The sequence below is a fragment of the Chelativorans sp. genome (genome assembly GCF_031180965.1).
In the GTDB taxonomy this organism is placed as follows: Bacteria; Pseudomonadota; Alphaproteobacteria; order Rhizobiales; family Rhizobiaceae; genus Chelativorans.
In genome coordinates, this window is record NZ_JAPSLH010000045.1 from 1 (window position 1) to 19,677 (window position 19,677).

Sequence of the window (19,677 nt, forward strand, 5' to 3'; positions counted from 1 at the left end):
GCCGCTTGGCCCGATCGATCAGCAGGTGGCGATTGGCGCGCACTGTGTAGCTGTCGCCGGCATGCGGACACAGATCGATGATCCCGTGCTCCTCGCTCTCGGCGATCAGCATCCGGTCGAGACGGGTGAGCCGCTCCGCCTCCACCTCGGCGCTGAGCTTGCGGATAAGATCGGCCTCGGTCTGGGGACCCAGCTCCAGCGTCACCAACTCGCTCGCGCGGTGGCGGATGCCGTGGGCGATGTAGTCGCCCGCAATGCTGAGCACCCTCCCCTCCTCTGTGACGCCGCGCACCAGGATGTGCGTGTGTGGATGGCCTGTGTTGTGATGATCGATAGCGATCCAATCCAACCGGGTGCCGAGATCGACTTCCATCTGCCGCATGAGATCACGCGTGAAGGATCGTAGGTCGCTTATCTCGACGGTATCCTCCGGCGCGACGATGAAGCGAAACTGGTGCCGGTCGTTCCGCCCGCGATCGAGGAAAGCCTTGCCATCTGCCTCGCCCTCGACGGCGGAATAGACCCTTCCCTTTTCGCCATCGCGCGTCACGCCGCCCCGTTCAAGATAGCGCAGGTGGGCATCGACCGCGCCGCGGCTGGCGGCGAACTTTAGACCGCGCCCACGGCACTGTTGATGAAGCTTCACCACCCGGGCCTTCACCACCACCCGGCGCGACCGGGTGCCGCTTTCGTTTCGGCTCCAGCCACCACACTCGCGTGGCAAGCCGGCCATGATCTTCGCGCCCCGGCCACGAGCATTGAACCGGCCACTCCGCCCTCCCGAGCCAGCGATTCCGTCCGGGTTGCCACCTGCCTTCTGCACCGCGATCTTTACCTGGGTGACGAACGGCAGTGAGCGAGTGTTGACCCGCGTGCCACGGCTACGCACCCGGCCCGGCCTGACACGGAAATTCTCGGCATCGCGATCCGCCATGGCGGCAAGATCGAAAGCCGATTCTGCCTTGGCAAGAGGCCTTTGCTGTCGATCAGGCTACAGCGTAGTAAAACCTGTCTCGGCGTCCACAATGCGGAGCGCACATCGCACCAACGCTGAAAGCACGAATATCCGTCAATGAGATAGCTGAAGCACTGCCCCAACCGCACCTCGCGCGACCTGAGCGCAGGGGCGTTTTCGCGCGGCGAAAACAATGTGCAGACAATCACTTGGCGGGCAACGCCCGCCGCGAGCGCAAGCTCGCTTTATCTTGCCGTCGTAATTGGGCGACTGTTTCGCTTCCTCGTCGCCACCTTCGCTCTCCTTTTCGATTGCTTGATAATACTGCGCCATGGTTCGCTGCTCCACCCCTTCGTGCGATGAAGTCAGATGGTCCGTGCAGTCGTTCGTGCTCTCTCCCGCAAACTCGGCGGGCGCACATATCCGCGTCGGATTCACGGGGCCACAAAACCACTCCAGGCGCGATCGGCGCGCCCGGAGGCGTGCTGTCGCCGGCAAGATAGCGTGCTCTCCGTATCCGCTTCGATCCATCCTTCTTCCCCGCCCGAACGGCGGAGCCCGTGTCGGCATGACGCCGTAAATCTGTCGTTCCTTCTGTCCTCAGCCCGCGTTCATGCCGCCGTCACGCCGACGCCAGCGCGACGGTCGAACCGCCACCATGCTGCTCGCCGGACGTCTCGTCCTTCGCCGAGAATCGGAAGCGCGAGCCGTCGATCCACATGCGGTGCATGATGGTGGCGAGCTTGCGCGCCACAGCCACGACGGCACGCTTATGGCCGCGCTTGCCCGCCAGTTTCATGCCCCACGCCTTGAGCGTGCTGTGCGTCTTCGAGCGCGTCAGCATGGCGCTCGCCGCCTCATAGAGCGCGCAGCGGACCTCCCTGTCGCCGCGCCGCGAGATATGCCCGTCATAGTCCACCGACGTGCCGGACTGCTCGCGTTTCGGCGTCAACCCGAAATGCGCGCCGAGCGTCTTCGACTTGGCGAAGCGGCGCGGATCATCCACCGCCGACAGGAAGGTGACCGCCGTTACCGGGCCGACGCCGGGTATCTCGCACCAGCGCCGGCACAGCTCTTCCCGGCCGGCAAGCTGGACGAGCAGCTTGTGAAGGTTGCGATACTCGTCCCCAGCACCTGCCAGCATTTGAGCAGGCTTTCGGTCGCCAGCGACAACAGCGGATCGCTCGCCACCAGCTCGCGCACACGCTGCGGGAACGTTGCGCGCTGCACGCGGCGGCCCGCCATCAGGCCGAACATCTTCAGCGACTGCCGGATTTCGTTCTCGATGTCCATCAGCTTGCGCTTCAGCACCCGCCGATGCGCCAGGAGCAACTTCATCCGGTTGGCATCCTCGCTCTTGGCATGCACCGGCTTGAACCAGCCAGATCGCACGAGCTGTGCAAGGCCACGAGCATCGTTCCTGTCAGTCTTGTTGCACTGCGCCTCCAGCATCCGCGCCGAGTGATGCGTTTCCAGCAGCACCATCGGCACCCCGCGCGCCTCCAACTCGCGGTGCAGCCAGGCCGACCAGCCCGTCGCCTCGTGCCCGACCAGATGCAGGCGCGGCGCATAGGGCTTCAGCACTTGGAAGATCGCATCCGGATCGGTCGGAACCGACGTTTCCAGCACGATCGTCGCGTCGTGACGATCGACTATGCAGATCGCTGTCGTCGTTGCAGACGTATCAAGTCCAACATCAAAGCTCATCGGTGGTCTCCCTCTTCTTCGCGGTGGCGGTGAACCGCCATCCTGCAAGAGGTTCTTTTCTTTCACGAGCACCACAGGCTCGGCACCTGGCCCAATTACGCGGTCAGTCCTAATCGGCTGTGCGTGCGATAGATTGTCTATGACCGAAACGCATTCGCCATTACGCCCAAATTCAGGTCTGAGCTGCCCCACAGTGCGACTATTTGCTCTTGTCTACGATATGCGTTCCGATGACGCTCCGAATGTCAGGAAACGGGCAGGGAGAACGCAGAAGCTCTGCAGAACGGTGGCACAATCGCGGCCATTCGGGGTCATCGCGATTTGCTTGCCGCACGCTATTCCAGGACAGCTCAGATGAAGCGCGTTCGCGAGCGGGGCGCAGCATTCTCGATCACAAGTCTGGCTTGATCCTCTCCATCGTTCGGGCCGGACGGGACGCGCCGGACGCAAGGGCGTCTGCGTGCTCATCGTTCCCGAGAACAGGCGTGGCGCGGCACAGCGCGCGCTGGCACTTGCCAAACTAACGGCGACCCGGCGCGCCGCGCCCGGCATCGCCGAGATCGAGGCGCGCTATCGCAAACAGATCCTCGACATGGCGCTTGCCGCCGCCGAACCGGACGAGGCGGAGAGGGCCTTCGTTGCCGAACTGCTCGGCCAGGTCCCGCCCGAGCGGATCGCCGCGGCGTTTGTGCGCGAGCAATTCTCCGCCCGGCCCGTGCCTGAGGATCTGTCGCCGCTGCCCGTCGGCGAGATGAGCGCCGGCAAGGGAAAGCGCGACAAGCGATTCGACGACGCGCGCGGCCCGATGCCTGCGCGCGAGCCGCGCGGCCCGGATATGGAGGGCGGCGTCTGGTTCACGATCTCGCTCGGTCGCAAGCAGCGCGCCGACCCGAAATGGCTGCTGCCGATGATCTGCAAGGCGGGCGGCGTATCGAAGCGCGAATGTCGGCTCGATCAGGATCGACGACACCGAGACCCGCTTCGAGATTGCCGGCGACAAGGCGGCGGGTTTCGCCAACCGGATCAGGCAGCCGGGCGGCACCGAGCGAGGCATCGTCATCGCGTTGGCCGGCGAGGCAGGCGAGAGGCAGGCGAAACCGGCGTTCAGGCACAGCCGCAAGTCCGGCCAAAAGCCGTTCAAGAAACCGCACCGCAAGGGCAAGCCGGCGGGACATGGCCCAGCAGGCAAGCACCCAGCAGGCAAGCCTGGAGGCAAGAAGCCGAAGCGCCAGACCTGACGCGGGCGCTAGCGCGCCTCTCAGCTGCGCAAGCCTGGCGCTTCCTGGCCGGTGCGCTCGACATATCCGGTATAGCCGCCGCCATAGCTGCGCAGCCCGTCCGGCGTCAGTTCCAGCACGCGGTTCGACAGAGCCGCGAGAAAATGCCGGTCTTGGCTCAGCAGAATGCAAGCGCGCTGATCGGCCCGACGGCTCGATTCAGTCTCCGAACCGCTGTGAATTTGGCCCCTGGTACTGAAAAAGGGCATCGTTGCGAAGCCGCCACGCTTCATCCGCCAGCCATTCGTATTCCTGGTCCGGCATCAGTGGGACGGCTTTCGCTTCGGCCTCCGTGATCTGGAGGAAAAAGCTGTCCCGCTCCTGATCTACCTTGAGATGGCGGAGCGGCACCACAATGCTATCCTTGCCGGGTATGAAGAATCCTCCTGATGCAACGATTGCGTAGTCTCGGCGATCCATCGTTCCGATGACCACATTCCTGACCTCGCCAATGATCTTGTCATCGGAACTGCGGACTTCAGCGCCGAGTATCTCGTCGGCTCGCAGGCCAGGCCCGAGTTCGTTGATATCGATGAGCGGCCGGGCGCCTTCGCCATCGCGATTTCCAAGGACTTGGCCGCCGTCGTGCAGCATCGGCTCTCCCGCGGCAAGTTGCTGATCTGCTTCATCCTCGTCATTGGCAACCAGGTCCCGCATGGATGGTGACGCAACGAGTTCGCGAATGTTACCGAGGATGCGCTCGCAATCATCATGAAGTCCGTAGTTCCAAAGAATGAATGCGGCGTCCCTCAAGGCCCGCAGATCGCGCACGACCTGCCGATTTGCTCCGTCGCGCAATTCAGGTTTCTGGAGGATCGCCTCCTCCAGTCGGGCATCCGAGACGTTGCATTGAGCTGCTGCCTCGCTGACCCCGAACCAGAAGATGAGCGCGAGCGCTCCCAAAACGGCTGCATGGTTCATTTCCGCTGACTCCATCCTGGGGTGTGGCCGGCGCAGACGAGGATGCGTTCCAGCGAGTACTTCGCCCATGCATGGCACAGAGCGCCCTGCACTGGACATCGGGTATGGCCATTCATTGCGAGCCTTTGCCAACCGGCAGTGGATATCGCTGCTGGCGCGCCACCTGATTTGATGAATGTGCACAAGAGTCCCGCCTCCTTGGCGGGCAATGGAAACAGGGTCCTCGTCGCAGGCTTTTGCGGGCGCAGGGAAATTTTTCGAATATCTCAAGTGCTACATTAAAACACCGGCGAAGTCACCGGCCATTTTTCTCGCAAGAATTTTCGTACACAGACAATATTACTTATTGCTCCTGTTATCCGTCGGGAAAAAACATATATAAAATTGCGGCCCTATAATCGTGGGCCAGAAAACCTCAGCTTCCAACCCGGCAGATCGCGAGTACCCCTCGCGCCGAGGCAATCGGTTCTGAGGAGTGCCTGAATCAGCCCGTTGAAGACGACAGGCATCACCATTCAATGACAATGGGAGGAATAGACATGGCAATGCAGAACAACAGCAGGACATCCGTGGCGCACCGCTGGAACGAATATCAGCCATCCAAATCCACACTTGTATGGGCCTGCGCCGCAACAGCAGTCGCAACGATGGTCGTAGGGTTCACCTGGGGCGGTTGGGTCACCGGCGGCACGTCGCGCACCCTTGCATCGACGGCAGGCGATTCCGCGCGAGGAGACCTGGCTTCGCTCATTTGCGTAGAGAGGTTCAATGCGGCGCCGAATTCCGGTGCGCGCCTGGTCGAGTTCAAGGCGCTGGCCGACAACTACAAGAAGCGGCAGTTCATCGAAGCTGGCGGCTGGGCGACGATGCCCGGCGACACCTCGCCGAACCGGCGGGCGGCAGAAGGCTGCGCGGTTGCGCTTGCGGCCTGACTGGTTTTCGCGAAGGCGCAGAACCCGCCGGCAAATTATCACGCGTGCGTCACGCCCTGTGACCAGCCGCATTCCGATAGGAGACATCAGATGCAAAGCCTGACAGCCCACCGCTTCGCCATTGGGCAAGCCGTCCGCCTGAACAGCAGGTTCAGCCTCTCGCCCATCATGCCGGAAACCTACCACGTTACCGCGCTGTTGCCGGCGAGGGAGGACAATCTGGCGCAATACCGGATCCGCAACGACGAGGAGCGCCATGAGCGCGTGACCACGGAAGACAGCCTCGAAGCGATATCAGCGCCATCCGGTCCGGGCGGCGCAGAACTACAAGGAGCCTGACATGGCAAAAGGACAGAAACGCAGCAGCCGCGAAGTAAGGAAGCCGAAACAGGAGAAAGGTGCTGCGAAGGTGGACGCGCCGTTTGGTTCCCAGGTCAAAAAGGCGAGCAACAGCAATGATGCACGCGACAAGGCAAAGAGCCGAACGTGAACTAGAATAAGACGCGGACGCGTCTAGACTCCCCTTGGCGCCCTCTGATGGGTGTCAGCCACCATGCCAGTATGGATGATACGCCATCATGTCCCTTACGTTCCCCAATCGAAGCCGCAGCTATGACAAGGCTGGGCAGCGTGTTCGCTTTGTCGGCCATGACGGCATGTTCGAAGTGCCCTTCTACGTTGAAACTGATGCGCTCCGCACCTCAGCAATCGGCGAAATAGAGTTTCTGGCTGCGTTCGATGCCGCCCGCGCCACGATCCATGACGTCGCGCGAGAAACCTACGCGAATGGGCGCAGAACCTTTTATGTGTTGACGGCGGCTGACTTTCGCTGATCCGGAAAAGCCGCAAGGGCGACCGAGCGGGAGCGTGAAAGATCTGCGCTGACGGTGCGCAACACGATTCCGAGGTCGCGTTCACCGGTCCAGCCGGAACCTCAAAAGGACAATCTAATGCAGTATCTAGGTGGAATTCGCGGGACGGGGGTCGTGAAATGCAACGACAAAATACTTGGGCGCGCAGACTATGATTTCGACGGGTTTCTCAAGAGACCCGGGGAAGTGACCGGCAGCGGGGAGATTCGGATGCAGCCCGAAGCGCTCCGGCAGGTGTTCGGACGCGGGGACTTGCAACTCCTGACAGACAATGGCCGGCTCCTCACCCTCCGCTTTTCGGAAAAGCGCCTGACCGAGGACAGCGACGTCGCTCATGTCGATGTCGCCGGCGAACTGCCGCCGCAGTCGGAGTGGCATCATTGACGGTCCGATCCCGGCTGCCGTGATCCGCGGTCAAGACAGCCAGAACTGCTCCTCGTGGGAAGCCCCGCGGGATTCATAATTCCAATAGATCAGCCGATTGGCGCAGCTTTTCCGCCAAGCTGGAAAGGCACTCATTGAAATCGATCCTCGGTCTCCTCCATCGTCACTCCTCATCGCCGCCATGGAACGATGGAGCGCCGGTAAGGGAGGAGCTCTTCAGCGTGGAGCGCCTTGAGCAGCACGCTGAAAGCCTTGCAGCCGCGCAGAAGGTAACCAGCAGGCCGCCATCCGTTCGATCCCTGCATGCAAGACTGAACGACAATGCAGCTGTCCTCCTCGCCGCATACCGGGCGAGCGCCGCAGAAGTGGAAAGCGGCAAAGGAGTGGTTCCAGCGGCTGAATGGCTGCTCGACAATTATCACCTGGTCGAAGAGCAGATCCGCGAGGTCAGGGATGACCTTCCCCACGGCTACTATCGCCAATTGCCGAAACTGAGTGATGGACCTTTTGCAGGCTATCCGAGGGTTCTCGGGCTTGCCTGGGCCTTTGTCGCGCACACGGACAGCCTGTTCGACCGCGAGAAACTGCGGCGATACCTGGTCGCCTATCAGCGGGTGCAGCCCCTGACCATCGGCGAGCTGTGGGCAGTTGCGATCACCCTGCGCATTGTTCTCATCGAGAACCTGCGCCGGCTGGCCGATCAGATGACTGCGGGCCGGGCGGCCCGCGCGGATGCGGCGGCTCTGGCCGGGCGCTTGCTCTCGCCCGGCTCTGGCAGGACCGCGCTTGAGGCCGATATCGCCTCGCGCTCGCCGGAGCCCTTGTCTGAGGTCTTTGCCGCGCATCTTGCAAAGCAGCTGAGGAACCAGGATCCCGCAACAACGCCCGCGCTCGGTTGGCTCGAGGAGCGTCTTGCGCTGCAGGGCGTGTCCGTCGACACCGTCGTGCAGCATGCGCAGCAGAGGCAGGGCGCCTCCAATGTCACCGTGCGCAACATCGTCACCAGCATGCGGCTGATTTCCGACATCGACTGGGCGGAGCTGTTCGAAAGTGTGAGCCTGGTCGATGAGCGGTTGCGGGCCCGTAGCGCTTTTGCCGACATGGATTTCCCAACCCGCGACGCCTACAGGAAGGCGATCGAACAGCTGGCCCGCGGCTCGTCTTACACGGAAGTGGAGATCGCGGAACAGGCACTCGATGCGGCGCTGGAAGCAGCGAGCGAGGAGGAAGCTGCAGGCAGCGCGCAGCGCGCATGCGATCCGGGCTATCACCTTATTGCCCAAGGCCGGCATGCGCTGGAGCGCGCGATCGGGTTTCGGCCGCCGCCACGGCTACGGATCAGCCGCTTCAACACGCGTCTGGGCATTGGCGGCTATATTGGGTCGATCCTGCTTGTCACAGCGCTGTTGCTCGCCGTCGCGCTGTGGGCGCTTTCGCGCTCCGGTATTGGCGCGGGTTGGCTGGCATTGTTCGCAATGACTGGATTTTTGCCCGCGACCGAGGTGGCGACCGCACTTGTGAACCGGCTACTCACCTGGAGTTTTGGCGCGACGATCCTGCCCGGCCTCGCCCTCAAGGAGGGCGTGCCGCCATCGCTGCGAACGCTGGTCGCGGTGCCGACGCTCCTTACAAGCGAGGGCGACCTTCTGGAGCAAGTGGAACGGCTCGAGGTCCACCACCTATCCGGTGTCGGAGGCGACCTTGTCTTTGCCCTTCTCACGGACGGGATGGATGCCGAACAGGAGGTTTTGGAGACGGATGCTGCGCTGCTCGAAACAGCCGCAGATGCGATCGCCCGATTGAACCAGCGTCACGAGCCGGTCGCTGGCGGCAGCCGCTTCCTCCTCTTGCATCGCCGCCGCGTCTTCAATGCGGGGGAAGGCAAGTGGATGGGGTGGGAACGCAAACGTGGAAAGCTGCACGAGCTGAACCGGCTCCTGCGCGGCGCCGACGACACCACCTTCATACCCACAGCGGGGCGCCCGCCGGAGGTGCCGGCCGACGTGCGCTACGTCATCACGCTGGACGCCGACACGCGGCTGCCCCGCGATGCCGCGCATCGTCTGATCGGCAAGATGGCGCATCCGCTCAACCGGCCGCGCTTCAGCGATGCCGAGCAGCGCGTCGTCGACGGCTACGGCATCCTGCAGCCACGCGTCACACCCTCACTGCCGGTAGGCCGCGAAGGGTCCTTCTATCAGCGCGTCTTCTCAGCGCCCGGTGGCATCGATCCGTACGCGTCTGCCGCCTCGGACGTGTATCAGGACCTCTTTGGCGAGGGCACCTATACCGGCAAGGGCATCTATGATGTGGATGTCTTCGAGGCCTCGCTTGCCGGCCGCGTGCCGGAAAACACCATGCTCAGCCACGACCTCTTCGAGGGCGTGTTTGCCCGGGCTGGCCTCGCTTCCGATATTGAGGTGATCGAAGAGTTCCCGTCCCGATACGACGTTGCCGCCAAGCGCCAGCATCGCTGGACGCGCGGCGACTGGCAATTGCTTCCCTGGGTGGCGCGGCTGCGCAGGGGACATCATGCGCTTCCCTCCGTCGGTCGTGGGAAGATGCTGGACAATCTGAGGCGGTCCCTGGCAGCTCCGTCCACGTTCGTGGCTCTGGGCCTGACCTGGCTGATGCCGCTGCCATCGGCGATCCTAGGGACCGCCCTCCTCATCGCCACGGTGGCAATCCCGCCATTCCTGCCGATTTTCTTCACCCTCGTGCCGCACCGTGCCGGCATTCGTCCGCGCAGCCACTTTACGGCACTCGCTGCAGACCTGCGGCTTGCAGCTGTCCAGAGCGTCCTTTCCATCGCTTTCCTGCCCGACCACGCGTGGCGAATGGGTGATGCGATTGTGCGAACGCTGGTGCGGCTGTTCGGGTCTCGCCGTCATCTCCTGGAATGGACCACCGCCGCGCAATCAAAAGGAAGCCCGCGACTGAACCTCGCGGGCTTCTACCGCCGCATGGCGTCAGGCACGCTGCTTGGGCTTCTGATGGCGGCAGGCGCGGTTGCGCTTTCACCTTCGTCATGGCCTCTCGCCCTGCCCTTCGCGCTATTTTGGCTGGCGGCACCGGCGCTCGCTTTGTGGACAAGCCGGTCACCAACAGCCGGACCGCGCCTGACGATTTCAGATGCGGACGCAACCGAATTGCGTCTCATTGCGCGCCGCACCTGGCGCTTCTTCGAGACCTTCGTGACCCCCGAAAACAACATGCTGCCACCGGACAATTTCCAGGAGGATCCAAGACCCGTCATCGCGCACAGGACGTCGCCGACCAATATGGGGCTCTACCTCATTTCTGCGGCGGCTGCCCGCGACTTCGGCTGGGCCGGCACGGTCGAGACCGTGGAGCGGCTTGAAGCCACGCTAGAAACCATGCGCAAGCTTTCGCGTCATAACGGCCATTTCTTCAACTGGTATGAGACCCGGGATCTGCGCGTCCTCGAACCTGCCTACATCTCGTCGGTCGACAGCGGAAACCTTGCCGGGCATCTGATCGCGCTCGCCAACGCATGCGAGGCATGGGCGAATAAAGGCTTCGGAGAAAATGTACGGCTCGGCATGAGCGACAATCTCCAACTTGCGCGTCAAGCGCTCGATGCACCGTCTGTTGCGCGCGAGCACAGGGGAACACAGATCGCTCTGGTGTTTGAAGACATTCAGACTCAGCTGAATGGACCGCAGACACTCGATGCGCTCTCGCCGGTGCTGGCCCGGCTGGCTGACAAGGCCGCCGCCTCGGCGCGCGAAATGGACCCGGCGGATGTCGGAGACAGCACCGCCGATCTCCTCTTCTGGATCGAGGCCTTCAAGAAATCAGTGGCCGAACACGGGCGCGACCGGTCAGCAAACGGCGCTCTGGGGGCCAGGCTACAGGCGATTGCGGCGGGTGCGCGCGAGATGGCGCTGGCGATGGACTTCGCCTTCCTTCTCGTACCCGAACGCAAGCTGTTGTCGATCGGCTATTCCGTTGCCGACCACAGGCTCGACCCGAGCTGCTACGATCTGCTCGCTTCGGAAGCCCGTCTGGCGAGCCTTTTTGCGATTGCCAAAGGCGATATCGAGACCCGGCACTGGTTCCGCCTGGGGCGTGCCGCAACACCGCTCGCCAACGCATCGGCGCTGATCTCCTGGTCAGGCTCCATGTTTGAATATCTGATGCCCTCGCTCGTCATGCGCGCTCCCGCCGGGAGTCTGCTCGAACAGACCAATCGCTTGATTGTGGAGCGCCAGCAGTCTTACGCGCGCTCGCTCGGCATTCCCTGGGGAATCTCCGAATCCGCCTACAACGCCCGCGACATGGAGCTTACGTATCAATATTCGAATTTCGGCGTTCCTGGTCTTGGGCTCAAGCGTGGCCTCGCGGAGAACGCGGTGATCGCACCCTACGCGACCGGGCTTGCGACGATGGTCGACCCGCAGGCGGCGCGGGAAAACTACGCCCACCTAGCGAAAATGGGCGCCACGGGCCGCTTTGGCTTTTTCGAGGCACTCGACTTCACCCGATCGCGGCTCCCTGAGAAGGAGAGTTTCGCCATTGTCCGCACCTTCATGGCCCATCATCAGGGCATGACCATCGTCGCAATCGCCAACACGCTTCATGATGGCGAGATGCGCGCCCGTTTCCACCGTGAGCCGATGATCCAGGCGTGCGAACTCCTGCTGCAGGAACGCATGCCGCGCAACGTTGCCACCGGCTATCCAAGGGCCGAAGAGGTGAAGGCTTCCCCAGCCACGGCGGAGACAGAAATCTCCACCTCCCGCCGGGTCGCCGCCACGACAGACGGTGCTCCAGTGACCCATCTTCTGTCGAATGGCCGCTACGCGGTGATGCTGACCGCTGCAGGAGCGGGATACAGCCGCTGGCGCGACTTGGCCGTCACGCGCTGGCGCGAAGACCCAACCCGTGACGACTGGGGCTCCTTTATCTTCTTGCGCGATGTCCAAAGCGGGGATGTTTGGTCCGCTGGCGCTCAACCCCTCGGCAATATGGGGGAGAATCGTGAGGTCGTCTTCGACGAGGATCGCGCCCGCTTCGTCCACCGCGAGGGCAATTTGACGACCACCATGGAAGTGCTGGTCTCCGGCGAGGACGATTGCGAGGTGCGCCGCGTGTCCTTGAGCAACGGAGGGCGCCGGTCGCGGGACATCGAGGTCACGTCCTATGCGGAGATCGTCCTGGCGTCGCCGGCCTCCGATATGGCGCATCCGGCTTTCTCCAAGCTGTTCGTACAGACCGAGCACCTCGCCGGATTTGGCGCGCTCATTGCGACGCGGCGCCCTCGCTCCCAGGCCGAGCCGCAGGTGTGGGCTGCACATCTCGCCGTGGTCGAAGGCGAGATCGTCTCCGATCCCCAATACGAGACCGATCGCGCCCGGTTCATCGGCCGCGGGCGCTGCATACGCACGGCAGCGGCAGTGGATGCGGCACTTACGAACACCGTGGGGACTGTTCTCGATCCAATCTTTTCGCTGCGGCGGCGCGTGAGAATCGCACCCGGCAAGGTGGCGCGCATCACCTACTGGACCATCGTCGCGTCATCGCGCGCAGAACTAATGGATCTGGTCGACAAGCACCATGACCGAAGTGCCTTCGAGCGCGCCAGGACCCTGGCGTGGACGCAAGGCCAGGTCCAGCTTCGCCATCTCGATGTCAACGCCGCAGAGGCCGCGGATTTTCAGCGTCTGGCCGCGCCCATCCTCTATGCCGACCGACGCTACAGGGCGCCGTCTAAGAAGATCATCCGCGGCGCTGGCCCGCAATCGGGCCTGTGGCACCTCTCCATCTCCGGCGACCTGCCGATCGTCCTGGTGGGCATAGACGATCCCGAGGACATGGCCCAGATACGCCAGCTGCTGCGCGCTCACGAATATTGGCGTATGAAAAGCCTCGCCGTCGATCTGGTGATCGTCAACGAGCGTGCATCCTCCTACACGCAGGACCTGCAGATCGCCATCGAGACGGCGGTGCGCAGCAGCCAATCGCGACCGCGTTTCGGACTGGAGCTGGCGCAAGGCGCCGTCTTTACGCTGCGCGCGGATCTGATGAGCGCCGAGGCGCGCGCCCAGCTCCATTCTATTGCCCGTGTTACCTGCTCGGCACGTCACGGATCGATAGAAGCGCAGCTCGATCGTCTGCAGAGCCCATCCGCCGAGAATCGCTCAGCTTCCCTCCCTCCAAGGCCTGTTCGGCAGCCTTCCAAGCCATCTTCGCCGCAAGCGCCGGCGCTCGAGTTTTTCAATGGTCTTGGCGGCTTCGACAAGGACGGGCGGGAATATGTAACAATCCTCGATGGCACCGCCGTCACGCCCGCGCCATGGATCAACGTGATCGCCAATCCCGGATTCGGCTTTCAGGTTTCGGCGGGGGGAAGCGGTTACACCTGGGCTGAAAACAGCCGCGAGAACCAACTCACGCCGTGGTCAAACGATCCCGTCGTCGATCCAAGCGGCGAGACAATCTACATCCGCGACGAAGAAACCCACGATCTTTGGAGCCCCACAGCCCAGCCGATCCGCAACGGCGGCACCTATGTTGCGCGCCACGGCTTCGGCTACAGCCGTTTCGAGCACCAGGCGAACGGCATAGCGCTCGACCTATTGCAATACGTCCCCGTGGCCGACCCCATCAAGATCTCGCGCCTGACCCTTCGCAACCTTTCCGGTCGCCCGCGCCGCCTGTCGGTCACGAGCTATGCCGAGCTGGTGCTTGCCACCTCGCGCAGTGCCACGGCACCGTTCCTGGTAACGGAGATCGACGAGGCCACCGGCGCGATGCTGGTGCGCAATCCCTGGAGCATCAATTCCTCTGGTCGCGTCGCCTTTGCCGACCTCTGCGGACGGCAGTCCACCTGGACCGCCGACCGGACGGAATTCCTCGGCCAGTACGGCCACCCATCGGCGCCTCGTGCGCTTGCCGGCCACATGCCGCTGTCCGGCACCACCGGCGCCGGGCTCGACCCCTGCGCGGTCCTGCAGCAGACGATCGAGTTCGGCGCGGGCGAGACAGTAGAGATCGTTTCGTTTCTCGGGCAGTGCGGATCGCAGGAGGAAGCCCAGGCGCTCGTCACGCGCTATCGCGCGGCCGATCTCGATATCGCCCTCCAGGAGGTGACGGACCACTGGGCCGGTCTTTTGCAGACGGTCCAGGTCAAGACGCCCGACCGTGCGATGGATATCATGCTCAATGGCTGGCTGCTCTACCAGACGCTAGCCTGCCGCATCTGGGCGCGCTCGGCTTTCTATCAGGCGAGCGGTGCCTACGGTTTTCGTGACCAGCTTCAGGACGGAATGGCCCTGACGCTGGCAAGGCCCGAAGAGACGCGGCGCCATCTCCTGCGCGCAGCCGGCCGGCAGTTTGTCGACGGCGATGTCCAGCATTGGTGGCTGCCGCAATCGGGGCAAGGCGTGCGAACACAGATTTCCGACGACCGCGTCTGGCTCGCCTTCGCGGCTGCTACCTATGTGAACAGTTCGGGCGATTTCGCGGTCATGGATGAGATCGTCCCATTCCTTGCCGGGCCGCCGCTTGGTCCCGGCGAGCACGATTCTTTTTTCCATCCCACAGATTCGGGCGAGTCCGCCTCCCTCTTCGAGCACTGCGCCCGTGGCCTCGATCAATGCCTGGAATTGACCGGCAAGCTCGGCTTGCCCCTGATGGGCACCGGAGACTGGAACGACGGCATGAACCGCGTTGGCGAAGGCGGCAAGGGCGAAAGCGTCTGGCTGGGCTGGCTGCTCACGCGCACCATCGAGCTGTTCGCGCCGCTGGCGGAAGGCCGTGACGCCAGTCGCACGGAGCGCTGGCGGGCTCACGCAGCCTCGCTGCGCGAGGCGCTCGAAAAGCATGCCTGGGACGGCGAATGGTACCGCCGGGCGACTTTCGACGACGGCACATGGCTGGGCTCGAAGGACAGCGATGAATGCCGGATCGATTCCATCGCCCAGTCCTGGGCTGTGCTCTCCGGTGCGGCCGACCCGGTACGGGCCGCAACGGCGATGACATCGCTGGAGGAGCATCTCATCCGCCGCGAGGAAGGCATTGCGCTTCTGTTCACGCCGCCCTTCGACAAGACGCCTCACAATCCGGGCTACATCAAGGGCTATCCGCCGGGCCTGCGCGAGAATGGCGGCCAGTACAGCCATGCGGCCATGTGGGCGATCCTGGCCTTTGCGAAGCTGAGTGCGGGTGACAAGGCGCACGATCTTTTCTCGCTGCTCAACCCGATCAACCACGCGCTGTCGCCCCAAGAGACCAACCGCTACAAGGTCGAACCCTATGTGGTTGCAGCCGACGTCTATTCCGTCGCGCCGCATGTCGGCCGAGGAGGATGGACCTGGTACACCGGCTCCGCCGCCTGGATGTATCGTTCAGGCATTGAAGGGATCCTGGGCATTCGGCGCGAGGGAGAATTTCTCATTGTCGACCCATGTGTCCCGTCAACCTGGCCAGGGTTCGCAGCCGTTGTGCGGATTGGCACTACCCACTACGATATCCGCATAGACAATTCGATGGGTCGCCAATCGGGTGAGTGGTCCGCTGTCCTGGACGACACACCTCTGCAGTGTTCAACCACACGCGTGCGCGTGCCGCTGGACGGACGCAAACACAGCCTATCCCTCACGTTTGCTTGACAGACCAGCAGGTCACGCGGCTACCATCCTGCTCGGGCCACCCGGCGGAAAGCAACAAGCCACCCTGCCAGGAGCACTTCCCATGCTCCGGTGGGCTCGGGGAGGAGATCGGCCTTGCTACGAGCTCAATTCGGGCGCAGAGTTTAAGCTGCTGATTTGGCCGACCTTGGCCTTCGCGGTGTCAGAGATCCCGACCCGCCATCTCTCCAAATCCTCGTCTTCGAAGGCATGTTGCCAGAACAGAACGGTTGAGCCGATCAATCACTGTGGGTGATGGTGGCTCGAATCCAGGAGCGCACAATGTGTGACAATGCATGGGTTATCACAGGTCTCAAGAGCACCGAGTCCGTCTACAAACATCGGATACCGGTTGATTCACTTTCTGAAGCAGAAGTCGTATTGCTGCTGCAACGGCTGGCGTCGCGGCATCTCACGCCTGACGAAGTTGTCAGTTCATCGTTGCGGGAGGACACGCCGGGATACACCCCGCTCCTGAAGCCAACGGATGACCGTGGCGGAAAATATATCCTGCGCGTGGGAACCGACCACTGCTACACGGCAACCATCGAAGGGGTCTGAGGCACCGTGTTGACAGCCTCCTGAACTTGTTCGGGGAGGCAATCCGGATTATGTCGGCTGCGTGTGCGCTAGCATGACAGATATCTGTCGACGGGCCGCTCGGTAAGAACGCAAACCGGTATCCACTTTGTACTAGGGCGGGGGTGGCTGCGATTTCGCTGCGTTGCCCGACGCGGACCGACTGCGGTCAAGGCGCTTCATGGTCGGAGTGACGGCGATGCCGTGTATGACGATCGAAACGAGCACCACGCAGCAGACCGTCACCCAGATCACCTGCGTACCCTCGAACTTGGCCTGACCCAGGGCGTACGCAACGTAGTAGAACGAGCCGAGGCCGCGGATGCCAAAGAACGAGATCACCAGCTTCTCGTGAGCGGGTGCGGGGTGACCGGCAAGGCTGATCCAGCCGGAAAGGGGTCGCAGGACAAACATGATCAGCACCGCGACAAGAACAACCGGCCAGCTCAAGGCATTGAATACCGTACCCTCAGCAATCGCGGCACCGAAGCACACCAGGAGCACCATCATCACCAGGCGTTCGATCTGCTCTGCAAAGCTATGCAGGTTGCGATGATAGCGGTGGCGCCGCTCTACCGAACGAAAAGCCGCCGCGGCGACGAACACGGCGAGGAATCCGTAGCCATTTGCCAGCTCGGTCGTGCCGTAGGCCAAGCAGGTGATGCCAAGTGCGGCGAAACCGTCATTGGACCTGGCAAGTGCCGCCCGGTTCGGCAGGCGGAATGTGAGATGCCCCATCACCAGGCCGCCCCCCCAACCGATAGCCACGCCTGCGCCAACTTTCCAGATGACATCGACGAGCAGCCAGTCGGCCAAGAATGGCTCGCCGGAAGCCTGCGAAAGCGCGACCGCGATCGCCAGGTAGACGAAGGGAAAGGCCGCGCCGTCGTTGAGCCCCGCTTCCGAGGTGAGCGCAAAGCGCACCTCATCCTCCTCACCGGAATGAGGAGGGCCAACTTGTACGTCGCTCGCCAGGACCGGATCGGTCGGGGCAAGGGCGGCGCCGAGAAGAAGGGAGGCGGCGAGGCCCAGGCCGAGCACGCCCCAACCGAGCAGTGCCACCCCCGCGATGGTGACCGGCATGGCAATCAAGAGGAGACGCCACGTCAAGCCCCAGCTGCGCCAACCGACCGGCCGGTCCAGTTTCAGCCCTGCTCCCATCAGGGAGACGATGACAGCAAACTCCGTCATCCGTTCCGTCAGCTGTCGATTCTCGAGGGGGTTCGCCCAGTCAATCGGCAAAAGCGGTGACCAGGTCAGCAGCACACCCATGCCGATGCAGACCATAGGCAGGGACAACGGCATTTCCTTCAGCAGAAGGGGCAGCCAGGCAGTCAGAAGAACGACGGCGCCAAAAATGGCCAGGAAGACGGCATACCAATCCACTCTTGTCCTCTCCGTCGCCGTCCGGGTCCTTTAGCCGGTGTCCTGCCTTCCCTTCAGGCTGTCAAGCTTCGAGGAGTAGGCCGAGGCCAGAAAGAGCGTCAGCCTTCCTGCAGCTCGCAGGCACCGGTATCAGGAGCCAACGTTCTTCGAGGAGGCACATACGGCATTTCTGCTTCCCCGGCCTCGCTATCCAGAAGCAGCCAGCTCTTCGGGCCTCGGCTCTTCGCCAACAATGATGGTCACGGGTGTGGCGAACGCAATCTCCCACTCCTTCTCTTTCAAGCAGGGTAGAGAGAAGGGATAGTCTGTCGGGCGATCCTCATAGTGACCATCGGGTCAGAGATGAGATCAATTGCAACACTGAAAGGGCGGAAGCCCTCCTAGGCTACCCTTCTGAGATAGCAGAAGATCGCATCTTCAATAGTGGGTCTCGCGATGTAGCGCTCCTCCGCTACCACCAATACAGTCCTTGGAAACTCTCCGGGCCTGCGGCTTGGCAGGTTGAGAAGCTCGGCCAAGGCTCCCTGAACCCTTAGCTCCAGTTGCCCTCGGCCATCCAGAGGCACGACCTCGATCCCATTGACGAGCGAGCGGATGATGTTCGCCGCCTCGCGCCGTTCTTTCTCGTCGGAACGCAGCGCATGCTGAAGCTCCGTGACTTTCCGGCGGTAGGCCTCGACCGCCGCCGGATGGAACTCCACGACATTGGCCGCGGCGGCGATCGCTTCCAGCTCCTTGGCCAGAACCTCTTTCTCGCGTTCAAGCTCCAGTAGTCGTGATTTCATGCTCGCCGTCGCCACCCCTTCCGCGATGGCGTCGATGATATTGGCAATCTGCCGATCTATGCCGGCCAGCCGCCTTTCGGCCTCTGCACGCCTTTGCCTGTTCAAGGCATTCAGCCGTTTCTGTTCGGAATGGTATTCGGCCAGGAAGCGGCCAATGGCATCGGGTGCGAGCAGCCGCTTCTGGATGCCGTCGAAGACGCGCTTTTCGAGCTCCACAACGCGAATGGTCCTGCTGTTGTCGCAGGTCCCCTTCTCGCGATGCGCGGCGCAAGCGAGCTGATCCTTGCTCTTCACCGTGTAGGAAGCGCCGCAGCACCCGCAGCGCACAAGGCCCGAGAACATGTGCTTCGGCCGACGGCGAATGTGGAGCCGCGTGCCGCCGTAGAGCTTCTTGCGCGCCTGCACCGCATCCCATAGCTCATCCTCGATGATGCGCAGGTGCGGCACTTCCACCACCTGCCATTTCTCAGGAGGGTTCGGCCGCGAGATGCGCTTGCCGGTTTCCGGGTCCTTGACCATCTGGATGCGGTTGAAGACGAGCAGCCCGATATAGGCCTCGTTGTAGAGAAAGCCGCTGCGCCGCTTGAGATTGCCGTTGATGGTCGATGCGGCCCAGGTCTTCCCGAATGGCGAGGGAACACCGTCCCGGTTCAGGCCGGCGGCAATCGTGCGCGCCGAGCGGCCGGATGCAAATTCCCGGAAAATTCGCCGGACGATTACGGCCTGTTCCTCGTCAACGTCGCGCAATCCGCGGATCGGCTCGCCCTGGTCGTCGACCTTCTTGACCACACGATACCCGTAGGACAGGCCGCCTGCGGCATAGCCGTTCAATATGCGTCCGCTTTGACCGCGTCTGATCTTGGCGGCGAGATCGCGCAAAAAGAGCGCGTTCATGGTGCCCTTGAGGCCAACGTGAAGCTCGTCGACTGTGCCTTCGGAGAGGGTGACGATCCCGACGCCGGAAAAGCGCAGCCGCTTGAAGAGGCCAGCAACGTCTTCCTGATCGCGCGAGAGGCGATCAAGGGCTTCGGCCAGCACGATCTTGAACCGGCCACGCTGGGCATCGGCCAGCAACTGCTGGATGCCTGGGCGGCGGATGATGCTTGCGCCGGAAATCGCGGCGTCGGAATAGGTCTGAACCACCGTCCATCCTTCGCGGGCCGCGTATTCCCGGCAGAGCCTCAGCTGATCCTCGATCGAGGCTTCCCGCTGGTTGTCGGACGAA

Annotated in this window: 14 protein-coding genes; 7 read left to right on the forward strand and 7 right to left on the reverse strand. The window is 62.8% G+C overall.

What is annotated here, in order from left to right:
* The 5 genes from RIN79_RS20850 to RIN79_RS20870 form a co-directional block, all read right to left on the reverse strand.
* A partial coding sequence (locus RIN79_RS20850; protein WP_375165991.1) for a relaxase/mobilization nuclease domain-containing protein occupies positions 1-934 on the reverse strand: 934 nt, incomplete at its 3' end.
* 643 nt (positions 935-1,577) lie between these two features.
* Positions 1,578-2,099, reverse strand: coding sequence for a transposase (locus RIN79_RS20855; protein ID WP_309086629.1), 522 nt, complete (start codon positions 2,097-2,099; stop codon positions 1,578-1,580).
* Positions 1,985-2,737: a transposase gene (locus RIN79_RS20860; RefSeq protein ID WP_309086630.1), complete on the reverse strand. Its 753-nt coding sequence runs from the start codon at positions 2,735-2,737 to the stop codon at positions 1,985-1,987. The genes RIN79_RS20855 and RIN79_RS20860 overlap by 115 nt, the downstream gene beginning before the upstream one ends.
* A gap of 445 nt (positions 2,738-3,182) precedes the next feature.
* Positions 3,183-3,803, reverse strand: a complete 621-nt coding sequence (locus RIN79_RS20865) for a hypothetical protein (protein WP_309086631.1) — start codon at positions 3,801-3,803, stop codon at positions 3,183-3,185.
* Positions 3,804-4,098: 295 nt separating this feature from the next.
* Positions 4,099-4,860 (reverse strand): PRC-barrel domain-containing protein, encoded by a 762-nt coding sequence (locus RIN79_RS20870; RefSeq protein ID WP_309086632.1) that lies wholly within the window; start codon positions 4,858-4,860, stop codon positions 4,099-4,101.
* Positions 4,861-5,399: 539 nt separating this feature from the next.
* Here RIN79_RS20870 and RIN79_RS20875 point away from each other — a divergent pair.
* From RIN79_RS20875 to RIN79_RS20905, 7 genes are all read left to right on the forward strand, one after another.
* Positions 5,400-5,792 (forward strand): hypothetical protein, encoded by a 393-nt coding sequence (locus RIN79_RS20875; protein WP_309086633.1) that lies wholly within the window; start codon positions 5,400-5,402, stop codon positions 5,790-5,792.
* 90 nt (positions 5,793-5,882) lie between these two features.
* Entirely contained in the window at positions 5,883-6,131 is a 249-nt protein-coding gene (locus RIN79_RS20880) for a hypothetical protein (RefSeq protein ID WP_309086634.1), read from the forward strand.
* 1 nt (position 6,132) lies between these two features.
* Positions 6,133-6,282 carry a hypothetical protein gene (locus tag RIN79_RS20885; RefSeq protein WP_309086635.1) on the forward strand — a complete coding sequence of 50 codons (150 nt, stop codon included), beginning with the start codon at positions 6,133-6,135 and terminating at the stop codon, positions 6,280-6,282.
* Between the two features lie 88 nt (positions 6,283-6,370).
* Positions 6,371-6,625, forward strand: a complete 255-nt coding sequence (locus RIN79_RS20890) for a DUF1488 domain-containing protein (RefSeq protein ID WP_309086636.1) — start codon at positions 6,371-6,373, stop codon at positions 6,623-6,625.
* A 249-nt stretch (positions 6,626-6,874) separates the two neighbouring features.
* Positions 6,875-7,048: a hypothetical protein gene (locus tag RIN79_RS20895; RefSeq protein WP_309086637.1), complete on the forward strand. Its 174-nt coding sequence runs from the start codon at positions 6,875-6,877 to the stop codon at positions 7,046-7,048.
* Between the two features lie 134 nt (positions 7,049-7,182).
* Positions 7,183-15,684, forward strand: coding sequence for a GH36-type glycosyl hydrolase domain-containing protein (locus tag RIN79_RS20900; protein WP_309086638.1), 8,502 nt, complete (start codon positions 7,183-7,185; stop codon positions 15,682-15,684).
* 300 nt (positions 15,685-15,984) lie between these two features.
* A complete protein-coding gene (locus tag RIN79_RS20905; protein WP_309086639.1) occupies positions 15,985-16,263 on the forward strand; it encodes a hypothetical protein in 279 nt (92 codons plus the stop codon).
* A 132-nt stretch (positions 16,264-16,395) separates the two neighbouring features.
* Here RIN79_RS20905 and RIN79_RS20910 read toward each other — a convergent pair whose 3' ends face one another.
* Positions 16,396-17,667, reverse strand: coding sequence for a cation:proton antiporter (locus RIN79_RS20910; protein ID WP_309086640.1), 1,272 nt, complete (start codon positions 17,665-17,667; stop codon positions 16,396-16,398).
* A gap of 380 nt (positions 17,668-18,047) precedes the next feature.
* A partial coding sequence (locus RIN79_RS20915) for a recombinase family protein (RefSeq protein WP_309086641.1) occupies positions 18,048-19,677 on the reverse strand: 1,630 nt, incomplete at its 5' end.

Excerpts from the sequence above, each read along its gene's own strand:
- RIN79_RS20855 (WP_309086629.1), bottom strand. The coding sequence starts at position 2,099 with ATGCTGGCAGGTGCTGGGGACGAGTATCGCAACCTTCACAAGCTGCTC.
- RIN79_RS20870 (WP_309086632.1), bottom strand. The coding sequence starts at position 4,860 with ATGAACCATGCAGCCGTTTTGGGAGCGCTCGCGCTCATCTTCTGGTTC.
- RIN79_RS20875 (WP_309086633.1), top strand. The coding sequence starts at position 5,400 with ATGGCAATGCAGAACAACAGCAGGACATCCGTGGCGCACCGCTGGAAC.
- RIN79_RS20880 (WP_309086634.1), top strand. The coding sequence starts at position 5,883 with ATGCAAAGCCTGACAGCCCACCGCTTCGCCATTGGGCAAGCCGTCCGC.
- RIN79_RS20885 (WP_309086635.1), top strand. The coding sequence starts at position 6,133 with ATGGCAAAAGGACAGAAACGCAGCAGCCGCGAAGTAAGGAAGCCGAAA.
- RIN79_RS20890 (WP_309086636.1), top strand. The coding sequence starts at position 6,371 with ATGTCCCTTACGTTCCCCAATCGAAGCCGCAGCTATGACAAGGCTGGG.
- RIN79_RS20895 (WP_309086637.1), top strand. The coding sequence starts at position 6,875 with ATGCAGCCCGAAGCGCTCCGGCAGGTGTTCGGACGCGGGGACTTGCAA.
- RIN79_RS20905 (WP_309086639.1), top strand. The coding sequence starts at position 15,985 with ATGTGTGACAATGCATGGGTTATCACAGGTCTCAAGAGCACCGAGTCC.